At 59.2% G+C, this 13551-nt stretch carries 12 protein-coding genes; 3 read left to right on the top strand and 9 right to left on the bottom strand.

Translation table 11 applies throughout. The features are described 5' to 3' along the window. Positions 1-10: 10 nt before the first annotated feature. The 3 genes from JOH52_RS28480 to JOH52_RS28470 are packed head-to-tail and all read right to left on the bottom strand — an operon-like array spanning position 11 to position 2811. Positions 11-703, bottom strand: coding sequence for a FadR/GntR family transcriptional regulator (locus JOH52_RS28480; protein ID WP_013845480.1), 693 nt, complete (start codon positions 701-703; stop codon positions 11-13). Positions 704-705: 2 nt separating this feature from the next. Next, entirely contained in the window at positions 706-1875 is a 1170-nt protein-coding gene (locus tag JOH52_RS28475) for a mandelate racemase/muconate lactonizing enzyme family protein (RefSeq protein ID WP_013845481.1), read from the bottom strand. Positions 1876-1923: 48 nt separating this feature from the next. Continuing rightward, positions 1924-2811 (bottom strand): sugar phosphate isomerase/epimerase family protein, encoded by an 888-nt coding sequence (locus JOH52_RS28470; RefSeq protein WP_013845482.1) that lies wholly within the window; start codon positions 2809-2811, stop codon positions 1924-1926. Positions 2812-3125: 314 nt separating this feature from the next. On the opposite strand from JOH52_RS28470, the gene JOH52_RS28465 reads away from it, so the two are divergent. Next, the gene (locus tag JOH52_RS28465; RefSeq protein ID WP_013845483.1) at positions 3126-3977 is read left to right on the top strand and encodes a sugar phosphate isomerase/epimerase family protein; all 852 of its coding nucleotides are present in this window, start codon (positions 3126-3128) and stop codon (positions 3975-3977) included. Positions 3978-4271: 294 nt separating this feature from the next. Here JOH52_RS28465 and JOH52_RS28460 read toward each other — a convergent pair whose 3' ends face one another. Then, on the bottom strand, positions 4272-5093 hold the full coding sequence (locus tag JOH52_RS28460) for a DUF1206 domain-containing protein (RefSeq protein WP_013845484.1): 822 nt from the start codon (positions 5091-5093) through the stop codon (positions 4272-4274). A gap of 340 nt (positions 5094-5433) precedes the next feature. Between JOH52_RS28460 and JOH52_RS28455 the strand changes: the two genes are divergently transcribed. After that, positions 5434-5808, top strand: a complete 375-nt coding sequence (locus tag JOH52_RS28455) for a VOC family protein (protein ID WP_013845485.1) — start codon at positions 5434-5436, stop codon at positions 5806-5808. Positions 5809-6228: 420 nt separating this feature from the next. Here the strand turns inward: JOH52_RS28455 and JOH52_RS28450 are convergent, their stop codons facing one another. Then, a complete protein-coding gene (locus JOH52_RS28450; protein ID WP_013845486.1) occupies positions 6229-7032 on the bottom strand; it encodes a helix-turn-helix domain-containing protein in 804 nt (267 codons plus the stop codon). A gap of 194 nt (positions 7033-7226) precedes the next feature. On the opposite strand from JOH52_RS28450, the gene JOH52_RS28445 reads away from it, so the two are divergent. Then, positions 7227-8231: an MBL fold metallo-hydrolase gene (locus JOH52_RS28445; RefSeq protein ID WP_013845487.1), complete on the top strand. Its 1005-nt coding sequence runs from the start codon at positions 7227-7229 to the stop codon at positions 8229-8231. 715 nt (positions 8232-8946) lie between these two features. On the opposite strand, the gene JOH52_RS28440 is transcribed toward JOH52_RS28445, so the two are convergent. From JOH52_RS28440 to JOH52_RS28425, 4 genes are all read right to left on the bottom strand, one after another. Next, on the bottom strand, positions 8947-9129 hold the full coding sequence (locus JOH52_RS28440) for a DUF3606 domain-containing protein (protein ID WP_013845488.1): 183 nt from the start codon (positions 9127-9129) through the stop codon (positions 8947-8949). A 407-nt stretch (positions 9130-9536) separates the two neighbouring features. Further along, positions 9537-10937, bottom strand: coding sequence for a carbohydrate ABC transporter permease (locus JOH52_RS28435; RefSeq protein ID WP_017266268.1), 1401 nt, complete (start codon positions 10935-10937; stop codon positions 9537-9539). Beyond that, positions 10934-11956, bottom strand: coding sequence for a carbohydrate ABC transporter permease (locus JOH52_RS28430; RefSeq protein ID WP_234705571.1), 1023 nt, complete (start codon positions 11954-11956; stop codon positions 10934-10936). The genes JOH52_RS28435 and JOH52_RS28430 overlap by 4 nt, the downstream gene beginning before the upstream one ends. Before the next feature lie 129 nt (positions 11957-12085). Further along, the gene (locus tag JOH52_RS28425; RefSeq protein ID WP_013845490.1) at positions 12086-13306 is read right to left on the bottom strand and encodes an extracellular solute-binding protein; all 1221 of its coding nucleotides are present in this window, start codon (positions 13304-13306) and stop codon (positions 12086-12088) included. Positions 13307-13551 lie beyond the last annotated feature (245 nt).

Raw genomic sequence — 13551 nt, 5'->3', positions numbered from 1 at the left:
CGACCGGGGACTACTCCGCGGCTGTCGCAGGCCCGCCGATGAGACCCTTCCAGTAGCTTTCCGCGCCCTGAAGATGCGCGTTCATCAAAGCCTGTGCGAGATTGCCGTCGCGTGCGAGCAGCGCCTCATAGATACGGATATGTTCTTCATGCGAGCGGCGGCTGCGGGCGATATCAGCGAAGTAGATAGGCAGTCGCTGTTCGCCCATGGTGTAATAGACGCTGCAGATCCGGTGGAACACGCTGTTCTTCGTCGCCCGCACGATCTCCAGATGAAAGTCCCTGTCCTCGCGCGCGAGGCCCTCGCCCGCAGCGATCCTCGTCTCGGAAGCGGCGAGAATTTCGCGCAGCCGTTCGTAGTTCTCTTCCGTCGCCCGTGCGCAGGCGAGCTCCGCAGCCTTGATTTCGTGGATCTTGCGGAGTTCTACCGTCTCGTAGATCACGATCGGGTCCAGTGGTACGCCAGCGCGCGCGAAGAGTGCTATGGCCTCGACACTCGCCTCCGTCGTCGTCAGATAGATACCCGACTTCGGCCGGCGCTCCACAATGCGCATGGCCTCCAGGATTGCCAGAGCCTCCCGGACCTGTCCCCGGCTGACGGCGAAGTGCTCGGCGAGCTCCCGCTCCGAGGGTGTTCGCCCATTGCCGCTCGAAGTCGAAAATAGATGGGCCGCCAGATCCGAAAGCAGATTGTTTTCTTTCATAATTAAAGTCTTTGCGCATGAGTCTCCAGGACGCGCTCATTTATCGTGAATCCCAAGCCTGGTTTATCGGGAATCTCTAGCATCCCGTCCTTCACGGCGACAGTCTCCTCGACGAGGTCGTGAATCATCGGGTTCGCGCCGACCGAGTACTCGACGACGAAGCTTGCCGGGGAGGCCGCGCAGATGTGCAGGCCAGAGAAGAAACACGGCGCACCGGCCCACAAATGCGGTGCAAGACGGAGGTTGAAGGCACTGGCGATCGCACCGATGCGCATGGCCTCCGTAATGCCGCCGCAGAACGCCGGATCAGGCTGGAAAATATCGGCTGAGCGCAGCACCGCAAGGTCGCGGAAAGCGAAGCGAGTGGCCTCGCTCTCGCCGGTGGCGATCGGCACGTTTCCAGCGGCGCGCACTTCCGCCATGCCGGCCTTATCGTCTGCTATCACCGGCTCCTCGAACCAGGCAAGATCGCAATCCCGGACGAGCTGGATGAAACGTTTCGCGTCGGCAACCGTGTAGGTGCCATGCGCATCGACCATGATATCCACCGAGGGGCCCAGCGCCTTGCGGGCAGCACGCACGCGGGCGGCCGAGACATACGGCGCGCCGTCCATCGCGCCGACCCTCATCTTGACCGCCTTGAAACCGCCACTGGCAAGGTAGGACTGCAGTTGGCCGCCGATCTTTTCGGCACTCTCCCACCCGCCCGAAGCATAAGCAGGCAGCCGATCCGCCTTACGCCCGCCGAGCAGCTTCCATACCGGCACGCCCAGCGATTTGCCAAGGATGTCCCACAACGCGATGTCCACAGCACTGATAGCGGCAATCGAGAGGCCCCGGCGTGAGAGCTCCGGCATAGCATGACCCGACATCGCCGCCTTCTCGTGGCGCACGCCATTGTAGAGCATCTCCCAGACGGCGGAGATATCAGCGGCATCGCGACCGACGAGCCTCGGCCCTACCTCATAGTTGAGCATGTGCACGAGCGTTCCGTAAGAACCCGCACTACCCGCAGCATTCTTGCCCTCACCCCACCCCACGATCCCGTCATCTGTTTCTATGCGCAGGATCGCCGCGTCGAAGGTTGTCAGGCGACCGAAATCGCTTTGATGCTGCCGATTGGCTGCGATAGGTATTCGAACCCACCAGGCTTGGACGGTCTTGATACGCATTTCGCCTCCCAACCTCGCAGCACGAAGGCCGCGGGGCATGCTCCGTCCTCACTTGATCAGCGGCAGGATCGTCTCTGCGGTGATCCGCATCTGGTCATCGTAGAATTTCTCGGTCAGTAGGCTCGATCCGTGGTCCTGGATGAATTTGAGCTGCTCCGGCGGGATATCGACCGGATTGCGCTCGACCATATCGGGGTATTTCGCCGCCGGCGTGCGGTCTACCGGAGCCACGAACTCATTGGTGAGCGCGCCATCGTATCCGATCTCTTTCAACGTGGCGACGATCTTCGGCCAGTCGAGATGACCGAGGCCCGCCGCAAAGCGGTTGTTGTCCGCCACATGGAAATCGAAAAGCCGGTTTCCGGCGAGCCTAATGGCGTCATACATGTCCTCCTCCTCGATGTTGAGATGAAAAGCATCGAGGCAAACGCCGCAATCGGGATCAACTGCTTCGGCCAGCGCGAGCGCTTGGGCAGCACGATTGAAGAGATAAGTCTCGAACCGGTTCAGCGGTTCGATCGCCAGCCGGACGCCCTTTCCCCGGGCGTGGGCGAAGCACTCCTTCGTCGCATCCACGACCCACTGCCATTCCTCCTCCTCGGTGCCATCCGGAACAACCTTTCCGACGGTCGCAGGTACAAGGGTCACGATCTCGCCTTCGAGCTCACTGACCATCGTTATAACACTCTTGACGTAGTCCACCGACTTTGCTCGCTGGCTCTCATCCTTGGCTGCGAGGTTGCGCTCACCGAGCGTTAGCGTCACCGCGCCCCAGCAGCGAATACCGTGTTCTTTGAACAGTGCGCGAGTGTCCTTGATGTCGTACTGGGCCGGCTCGCCTGAAATCTCGATGCTCTCGTAGCCGTACTTCTTGATGCGTTTCAGCGTGACGGCGAGAGGCTCCGCCCGCATCCAGTTGTGCGTCGAAAGGTGCATAAACGTCCTCCCAAACTATCATAGCTGCCGCGGCACTCGAGGGTGCCGGAGCATCTCCTCCACTCCGACCGAACCTATTCTGGTTTGGCCAATTCTACTTCCTAAAAGGTCTATCCCAAATTACCTGTGCCGGCAAGGCGGCTTACGCAGCCTCGCGTTTCTGGGATTTTTAACAAGCGCCCGTCCTGTCTCGGTGCTTCGGTCCAAAATCATCGCCGTTGCTAACTTGACCATATCGCCGCATTTGGTATTACCAGATGGCGACCGGCGTGGGGAGGCGTTACCGCGGCAGTGAGAAACGGGAGGAAGGAACCATGAAGATCGGTATGTGCATGTTTCTTTGGACGACGAGCGTCAGCCGGAAACATGAAAAGCTACTCCGGGACATCAGGGCGACTGGCTTCGACGGTGTAGAAATACCGATCTTCGAGGGCACTCCGGACGACTACCGCCGCCTCGGCGCATTGCTCGATGGCATAGGTCTGGAGCGCACTGCTGTTTCTGCCATGAGCGACCCATCCATGAACCTGATTTCGCCTGACACTGCGACCCGCAAGCGCGGCATCGCCTACATGCAATGGGCTATCGACTGCGCGGCCGCCCTCGGCGCTCACGCGCTAAGCGGTCCACTGCATTCTACGCTAGGCCAGTTCTCCGGTACCGGGCCCACCGCCGCGGAACTGAGGCGGTCCATCTTCTCGCAGCGCACGATCGGCGATCATGCCGCCCAGCGCGGTGTCACCGTTGCGCTCGAGGCGCTGAACCGCTTCGAATGTTATCTCGTCAACACAATGGACGACCTTACTGCTCATATTGATGCAATCGGGCATCCGAACATTCGCGCCATGTATGACACCTTCCACAGCAATATCGAGGAAGCCGATCCCGTGGGGGCCTTCACCCGCAATGCGGACCGAATCGTTCATGTCCACATCTCAGAAAACGACCGCGGGGTACCGGGCCATGGCAACATTCCATGGCCGGAGACCTTCAAGGCAATCCGTGCGAGCGGCTATGACGGCTGGCTGACAATCGAGGCCTTCGGTCGCGCGTTGAAAGACCTCGCGGCAGCAACGAAGGTCTGGCGCGATTTCTCCGAGACGCCCGAAGTGGTCTATCGCGATGGATACCGTCACATCCGGGACGGATGGAAGGCAGCGGCATGACGAACCGGCCGCGCGCTTACCAACGCTCCCGAACAGTTGAAGTTGGGCGCGGCGGCAGCGCGAGCGTCACCAGGTTCGTTGGGGCCGGCAGGACTAAGCGTCGCCTTGCCCTACCGATTTCGGATTTGTGGAATTCCTCCTGCCCGCCCAAACGTTCAGTATGGAAGTCAAAGCCTACACTTAGATCCGTCCGATGGTTGCAAACCTACGCAATTACTGTGCGGGTTCTAATCTACAGTCGACGTGCCAGTTCTCGAAACCGGCGGTCAATTCGGCCTGGCCGGCTGAGTCGGGTCAGATTTTCTGCAGCCAAATCGGCTGCTTCGCCGCTGTCAGATCAGGGCCGCGGACGACGCGATACCGCGCTTCAACGAGGTTATAGATGCCGAAAGCAGCAATACCGGCAGCGGCCGCGATGTACAGAATCGAGCCGAACGGCAGTTGTCGAAGCCACTCCAGGGCATCGCTGATGCTACCAGCCTGTTCCGGGTCGACCCGGAATCCCGCATAGGCAAACAGGATACCGATAATCACGAAGACTGCGCCACGCGCGACGAGGCCGTAAATGCAGATTAACGTAAGGACGCGGTTCCGGTCGGGAATGCGAAGATATCGTTCGAACTTTCGGGTGAGGCCTTTGTAGGCGGTGACGACCCCACCGACGATGAAGCCGATCCCGACCGCGATTGCCAAGTATGAGCCGAATGGCTTCGACATGATCCATTCCGCCAGCCCTTTCTCACCCGATTCCTGGTCTCCTCCCGCGGAAAACAGTGCATGTCCAAGGGCGTAGCCGGCAAGCCCAAGGTAGATTGCGGCGCTGCCGAACAGTGCACCGCGCACAGTGAGCCCCTTGCGACCGGATCCGTGGCCATCACTATCTGCAAGAGACTGGGCCAATCTCCAGGCGACGAACCCGAGCAGACCGAGCCCGATCAATCCGACCCAGGCCCGGCCGAAGGGCTGTCCAAGCAGCGTCAAGAGCGCTGATTTCATTTCCGGTTGACCGCCTGTCACTCCGGAGAAAAGAGCGAGTCCGGCAACGAGAAGGAACACGACACCACGGGCGGTGTAGCCGGCTTTCGCAAGTACGTCGAAACGAAATCTTGAGGGCATGGTGCTCTCCGCGCTCCAATTTTCTTCGTCTACTAACGCACGACCTGCCGGAAGGTTGTCGCGGTCCGATCCAAACCCTCGGTCGGCCACAGGAAACACCCATTGCAAGATCGAATGCCCGGACATTGCCCGAACAGCCGCTTGTCATGGGAATTAGGGTGTTGCGGTTCTTCACTCCCCACGTTGTTCCTTGCCATTAATCGCTGAGACATGCCATCAAGACACAGACGCAAGCGCCCGCGAAGACCGTTGCAGCCAAGTCGACATTGCAAGGTGCGCAGCAAAGGTATGCTCCGAGCGTATCTTCGTCAGGCAAGCCCACACACTTCAGGAGAAACTCATGTTTGACCATGTCAAGTTCGGCGTCAGCGACTACGCAGCGAGCAGAGCGTTCTTCCTCAAGGCACTCGAACCGCTCGGCGTAGCCGTAGTCTCTGAGGGTCTGCCGGCGTACGGTGTCGAGCTTAGCCCAAAGGGCAAGGCTTCATTGTGCCTGTACCAAACCGAGGAGAAGCCAGCGCATCTTCACTTGGCGTTCACGGCCGACAATCGCCAGCAAGTCGAAGCCTTCTATCGCGCGGCTCTCGAGGCGGGTGGCAAAGACAATGGTGCTCCTGGCCTGCGCCCCCACTACCACGCGAACTACTATGCAGCATTCGTCATTGGTCCGGACGGGCACAACATCGAAGTGGTTTGCCACGAACCCGAGGCCTGATCCCGCCATCGAGGGACATCCACAAGGGGGCTTCGCTTACCTGCGGCCGCCCCTCATGTCGGACATTGAGAATCGGTTTCCGGCGGCCCCCCGCTACGCTGGATGAACGCCCGGTCTTGGTTGGATCCTCGGTCAAAGTCTTGAATCAGGCCCCGAGTAAAAGCTCCTGAAAGATCCGAACCGCAGGCCGTTCATTGTGCAACCCTTGCTTTGACAGGCATCAATGCACCTCACCGACGCATCTAGGGCAAGGTTTGGCGCGCTTGCGGGACACGGCCTCCCACCAATGTTCGTGGCCGCCGCTCGACATGCGCCGTCTAGTGATGGCCCAATAACGACAGCGAGACGTTAACATCAGGCGTCCAAGGCCGGGGCCGGAGCCCGCTCTTGGGGACGGGCTTATCCCGTACCCACTTGCATTCACTGGGAAGGAGGCTTCCTCAAAGCCAGAAGACTGACTGAAGGCGGCGCGCCGAAAGTCCGGCGGAAATCATTGGTGAAATGCGCTTGATCCGAGAAGCCCGCGGTGTGGGCGGCCGTCGTAAAGTTGCTGCCGTTCACGATCTCACTTATGGCCACACGCATCCGGTTCCAAGCGCGGTAGCGACGGAAAGGCACGCCCACCTCTCGGGTGAATACGCGTTGAAACTGCGACGAGGAAAGGCCTAGGCTCTTTGCGAGGGGCGATACTGAGGTGAGTTCGCCCGGGTGTGTTCGCAGGTAATCAATAGCCGCCGCTATTCGCGTGTCTCTGTTTTTAGTGGCCCGTCGTGCGGAAAAGGCGAGCAAGTCCTCCAGAGCCAAACCGGCCCATCTGGCGGCGGCACTATCCTCCCACAGCTCGCGCATGACGGAAACCTCGCCACTGCGCCCCATAACAACGCCGTCCACTTCCCAAATATTGCCGGACAGCGATACAAGTACTTCGATGCCGCCATGCTTTGGTTCGACGTAAAATACGGCCAGCGGATAGCCGCAGAGATCAAGCTCGTGAACTACACCAGCGGGAATGACCGCCGTACGGCACGAATGCCAATGGCCCCCATGGATTCGCAGCCGGAATTCGCTGTAGATCCCTGCCAGGAAAACGGGAGCGCCATGCTGGTGGAGCCTGTTATACTCGAGAGGTCCTACAAAGAACGTATGCACTTCATCCACGTGCCAAAAGGGCCGGAGCATGCCGTCCGGAGCAGCACGTTCATACAAGCCATCCGGTGCCGACATGGCTAACCTCCCAATACTTGCGACCACCTAGCCTCATCTCGATCGCGGGACTGCAGTGTAGGTGAAGCTCGCAGAAATGGAATGACCTGTGCTGGAGCGTTATGCGGTCAGATCGGCTGCGGCTAACGCGGTCACTGCTTCGAGCGCAGTGGAGCTGCTCTAGCAGAGACCAGTACCCACGTGGAGGATACCGCATGATGCTTCTACCCCACTTATCTCGACGGCAAGTCCTGGCCTCGGCCGCTTCGTTGGTAGCAGCTCCGGCGATAGCCGGCCTGTTCGGGTCGGCGGCACAAGGTGCCGGAATGCCGCTCGGTCCGTCAATGCCAACGCACTATCGTTTCAAGCTCGGAAGATTTGAAGTGACCAATATCCTCGATGCCGGCCCCGTGCTCGATGGACCGTGGCCTATCGTCGGGCAAGATCGCCCGCAGTCCGAGGTCGAAGAGTTGATGCGGCAAAGCCTGCTTCCCGAAAGGAAATTTCGGCCGGGCTTTACCCCCACAATCGTGAACACGGGCAAAGAGCTCGTGCTCTTCGATACCGGTAACGGCGAAAACGGCTTCGTCCCGAGGCCCAATGGCGGCTGGCTCGCAAACCTGTTGGGCCCGGCCGGCTTTGCACCGGAGCAGATCGACGTCGTGGTCCTGACCCATGGCCATGCTGATCATATAGGCGGCCTCATCGAGGGTGGAAGACCACTATTCCCCAACGCTCGATATGCAACCGGTGATGTGGAGTTCAATTTCTGGTCGTCCGAGGACCGTCTCGCAGCCCCTCCCAGTGACAACGAGTATGTGTCGGCAAAGCTCTTCGCCAGAAATGTCGTTCCCTTGGCCGAACGTACAAGCTTTATCAAACCGGGTAGTGATGTGGTTCCCGGCATTCGTGCGGTCGAGGCCTATGGGCATACACCTGGCCACCTCGCGTTTCACATCGAAAGCGAGGGCAAACAACTGCTCGTCTGGGGCGATTGCGCCCATCACGAGGTAGCATCGCTTGCGTATCCCGAGTGGCACGCCTTTTTCGACATGGATAAGGCCAAAGGCGCGGAGACCCGGCAGCACATCTATGACATGGTTGCAACCGATCGGCTTCCCGTCGCCGGATACCATACGTCATTCCCCTCGCTCGGGTTTGTTGAGCGGAAGGATAGAGGCTATCGTTGGCTGCCGGTTTCCTATCAGTTCAGTTTATAGGCCCCGTGGCAACCGTAGAGCGTGACCTGGTTGTCTCGCATCAATTCCTACGGGCCGGGGAGCCAACACCCTATTCCTTGCAGTGAGGGTGACGATTGGCGGCGTATTGGTCGTCCAAGGGCCGCGACGTTGCCTCGGTGGCTCTTGCATCGCACCGTCAGTTACCGATTCTTCTGGAATCGAGCAGCGTTTTCATAATTTTTCCTAGTAGAACTGGCAGTCACGCGCGCGGCGTCCAGCTTGAATGCCTTCACACCGCGCAAGGCCACTTGGCGGACGGGGCAGTTGCAGGCTGAGGGGCGCTTTCCGTCAAAGTCGGTCACTCATTCTACCGTTTGCGCGCATTTATACCTCCACTTGGGAGCGCGGTTTGCGTTGTGAAGCAACCCCCGAGCCGTGGCGAACCGGCCCAAGAGGCGGGTCAAGCGCCGTTCTTCTCCCTCGCACAAGACCCTCGGCAAAACTCCGTCACTGACCACATTTTGGTTGCAGCCACTGTGATTGCGGTTTGCGGCTGAATGCGCTTCCAAGACTTCTGCTGAGGATGTTTTACCGGCGGTTGGCTTTCGGACGTAATAGAACGGCGGCCGCTCAGCCCCACAGTACAGGAGAGCATCCGCGTGCCGCTAAAGGGTGCGAGAGGAGGCGGGCCGTCCCGCTGACAAAGATAGACGCGGGCTTTCAGCTTAGGCTTCCGTAGGAGACAGAATCGCCTCTAGCCCTTCAAGCGGCTGGCCGCTTTGTCGGCAGCGTCGCGGTCGCTGCCGTGCTGTTTGATGATGCGGCGTGCATCCGCAACAGCGATGCCGTGCTTCCTCGCAAAGTAGTCGACCTCGTACTTCTGGGTGCCCGATACCAGTCGGCGGTCAGCTGCCGTCTTAGTCTTGTCGTCTGCCATCCAAGGCCCTCCTTCCGTTGACTGACGAACAACGCAGGCGGGAATCGCAAGTTCCCCGCACGACCATCGCGCTTCAACCCAACACATGGGGCACACTCGAGCGCAAGCGGGAAAGGGAGCTGGCGCTGTGACATTTGAAAGCGTGCAAACGGGAGGAGTGGAATGTAGGTGCCGCGATCGGCTTCGGCGGGGCAATCTTTGCCGAACAGCAGCTCGGAATGTGGGTCGAGCTTTCGGCTGCGCGGTTCTGCTTGCTCTCCGTTCTCGGCACGGGTCGGCCTCGTTTTGGCCTTTACTCGGCAATCCGCGCATCGCACAAGTCGCCGTTGGAAGCACTGCGCTATGGATAAGCATTGATCAGCAATCCGCACTCCGGCACTCACAATGGACGGCTTTGGGTGGCATTGCTATGTGGTGCCCTTGGCGAACTCAGTGGAGACAATGTGGCGCTGGAAGAGCACGAAAAGGATAACGACTGGCACGATCGAGATGAACGCACCTGCCAAAACGAGTCCCCAATCACCCTGCACCCCCCCGAACGAACGACGTAGGCTGAGAAGCCCGACTTGGATCGTCAGCGCTTCAGGTGGGCTGGTGATGAGGACGAGGGGCCAAAAGAAGTCGTTCCAGGCGCCTTGAAACGCGAGAATCGCGTTGACCAACAAGGCCGGTTTGGCGTTTGGCAGAACGATCTTGCAGAACACTTGAAAACGGTTTGCGCCGTCGACGATTGCAGCTTCCTCTATCTCTCTTGGAAACCCCTCGAAAAACTGTTTCATCAAGAGGACGTTGGCTGAGGCGACGAAAACGACGATTACGCTCCAGGGTGTGTTCAGAAGCGACAGATCCCTGAAAATCAGATAGTTTGACGCGAAGGTCACTTGCGCCGGAATCGTCATGGAGAAGAGTGCTGCAGCGAACAGTAAGCGGCTGCCTCTGAACTTCAGCCGCGCGAGCGCATACCCCGCAAGGCTGGCGACGACGAGCGTCAGGACCAGGCGCCCAGTGGCGATCGCAAGACTATTGCCCAGCCAGCTTCCAATCAGGCTCTTCCCAGTCTGCAGGTCAGCCGTCTCGCTTATGACCCTCCGGTAGTTGTTGAAGATCAACCCGAGAGCGCCTGGTGTGATGTTATCCCAGCTCAGCAAACGTCCGCGACGCTCGGATCGCGATGGCGAAATCGGACTGTCGATAAGCGTTTGAGAGGTCGGAGCGGTAAGATTGACGGGCGTACGTTCGATCCAGGGGCCATTATGGCGGTCGGAGCGGTAGGTGATCTCATAGACGAATGTCCGCGCCTGCCAACCCTGCCGAATTCCCCTCTTGTCACGAGCCTGCTTTGTTGCCGAACTGGAGCTTCTCAATGCAATTGACGCATAATCCGCCGCATAATGCCGCATGAGCGCAGCGGCGATGCCCGAACCCGGGCGGCGGCGGGGAATCTCGGCTCTGGGTTCAACAATCCTAGCATCGGCGGGTGCCGCGTACGTCACACTGAAGTGAACGTTGGCGCCAGGAGCAAGCCCTCCCCACAAAGCGTCACCCGCACCTTCCCGTCCCAAGCGAGCGGCGGCGACCCATGCGGCCGGATTGAGCTGATCGAAATAGATGCGGAACGGTCTCTCGAGTGGGTCGACCTTCAAGCTCGCTATAAAGGCGAGAACGAATGTCCCCGCCATGATGGTCGCAACGGCGAGAAAGGCCAGATATACCCAGGCGCTCGCTGCAAGCTGCCGCCGACGAAGCGCGCCAGCCGGCAAACGGCGGCGCGAGGGCGAGACTTCCGCAGCCGGCATGCTCGCCATCATTCGCCCTTTTCCTTCACGCCGACCGATTTTTGCACGTAGACGGCTGCGATTGTAAGAATGCCAAGGACCAGGGCCGCAGCACTTGCCAGACCGATTCTCGAAGAGGCGCCTGCCGGAAAGGCGTTCTCATAAACGTAGTAGGCAAGCGTTACCCGACTTGCGAGGGGAGCCGCATCTCCTAGAATTGCGACCTGGTCGAACATTTGTAGGGTACCAATGACGCCCATCGTCACGACGGCAAAGGTCACCGGCCTGAGCGCCGGCACGGTTATGTGGCGAAATCGCTGGAAAGCGTTGGCTCCGTCGACCTCGGCCGCGTCGTATAAGCTGCTCGGGATCGACTGCAGGCCTGCCAGGAACAACAGCATCAGCGTCGGGACCGTCGTAAAAACGTTCATTAACGCCACGGACCACAGCGTGACCGGCATGAAAAGGAAATGGCGCTGCGTATTTAGCCAGGAAATAAGGAGATTATTGTCGAAAACAGACAGCAATCCCGCGAGGGCACAGGAAGCAGCAAGCGCCAGCGCGCCGACGGCGGCGACGAGCAGGAAGAACGGATCGAAGATCGAAATGCCTTCGTAGCTGCGTCGTGCGTTGAGAACGAGCGCGCCCTGCAGAGCAGCCATGCCCACGAGGAACAAAAGGATGTGCTGGCGATAAGCAAGCACGACGCTGGCGATCGCGGTCATGAAGCCATTTCTCTGGAAGAGCCACAGGAAGATAAGCGTCATGGCCGCACTGGACATGATCGATGGCAGGTAAAACACCGTCCGAATGAGTCCCCTCGCCCGGACGGCATGGTTCACGAGAACTGCCAGACCAAGTGCGAGCACAGTCTGGGTCGTTGTGACGATGAGCGAGAAGCCGATAGTGTTGCGCAAGGCGAGGAGGAAAAGTTCGTCGGAGACCAATGCAGTGTAATTGGACATCCCGACAAAGCTTGGAGCCTTGAACAAGTCGAAATCGGTAAAGCTGTAGTAAGCTGTCCGAACAATCGCGTAGGCAAAAAACAGCATCATCGAGATCGTAAAAGGCAGTACGAAGAGCCAGCCGCTCCTCTCTTCTGACCTTGCTCGTGACATGCATGCTCCTCCCGCGGGCGCCTGCTTCGTGCGTTCTCTAACCGTTGCTAGCCCGAGAGAAACTTACTTGGCGAGCATCCGGTCAAAGGCGCTTTGTGCCGATAGCAAAGCTGTGTTCGCATCCTCCTCCCCGAGGATGACAGAATTGAGCGCAGCATTGATCGGCTGCATCCAACTCCCTCCGACGTCTCCAAAAAAATACGGCATAACGTGATCGTCCGAGAGGCCTTCAAGGACCACTCGGCTTGCGATCTGTTCAGGCTGGCCGCCGCGCAGCCACGGGTTGTCATTCAGACTAGTCCGGCTCGGGAGGGCCAGCCCCTGCTCCAAAACCCATTGCTGGGCCTCCTCGGTAGTTAGAAGCTCGGCGACTTTTGCAGCAGCCTTACTGACCTTCGAGGCCGCGTTGACGGTCCAGCCGACGGAGAAGACGATATTGCCTCGTTTGCTGCTTTCTGGGTCTTTCGGCATCCGGACAGTGCCGAGATTCATGTTTGGAGCACTATCGCGCAACGCGCTGAGGATCCAAGCACCCTCTATCGCTACGGCAGCCCGCTCCGACGCCAAGCAACCGCCAGTCCAGCTGTGCCCCGCGTCGGCGGCCATAACGGCGGCCCCGGACTTCACGAGGCCGGTATAGAAATCGAATGCCCGACGAAAGCGCTTATCCAGTACGGTTTTTCCCCGAGCATCAAAGGGCGACCAGCCGGTCGACAACGCAAAGGCGCCGAACCGGGCATATTCCGGCACAACACAGAGACCATCGACCTCCGGAAGCGACTTGTTCACGGCCACCAATTTCTCTTGCAGCGTCGTCCACGTGTCGTCGTCGCTCGGATAGCCGACGCCCGCATCATCGAAAATGTCCTTGTTGAAATGTATGGCCAGCGTATTGAAGTCTTTGGGGGTTGAGTAAAGCTTCCCATCGTAGGTGAAGGCCGTCAGCAGATTGGCTGCAAAACCAGAAACGTCGTTTGTTACCGGTGCGGCTTGACCGGCGCTGAATACCGACCGCGCCCAAAAGGTGTCGACGTAAAAAAGGTCTGGAGCGGTGCCCGCCGACAGGCCGTTGATGATGAATTGCGAATAGTCGCCATCAACAGGCTCGTACTTTACCCTGATTCCCTCTTCCGCGAGCTTTTCGGCAAGAACGTTCGTCAATAGCCCGTTGACAATGGCGACCTCGGACCCACCCCAGCCGGATATCCGTACAATCTCCTCAGCAGAGGCCGGCAACCCAAAGAGCATGGTCGCTGCAACGAGAGCTCCAGGACGGAACAGCATGTCGGTCCTCCCTCCGATCAAAAGCCACGTCGCGCGGGTACGGACAAAAGCGTCCCGCTTTTCAGGAGGTAGATAGCTCTGTCTGCGGAAACGTCGAGCGGCGGCCCATTACTTGCCAAAATCGCCGAGCTATTCGAGTATACTCGCTGCGCGTTGGCAACGCCGAGATCAGGGCAAGCCCACCCCGAAATCTGCGACAAGCCGGTCGGCGTCATCGGCGTGCTCAGGGAATTGCAGCAGGGATC

This window comes from Sinorhizobium meliloti (assembly GCF_017876815.1).
In the GTDB taxonomy this organism is placed as follows: Bacteria; Pseudomonadota; Alphaproteobacteria; order Rhizobiales; family Rhizobiaceae; genus Sinorhizobium; species Sinorhizobium meliloti.
Note: the sequence above shows the minus strand (reverse complement) of the source record. Positions and strands in the feature narration are given on the sequence as shown.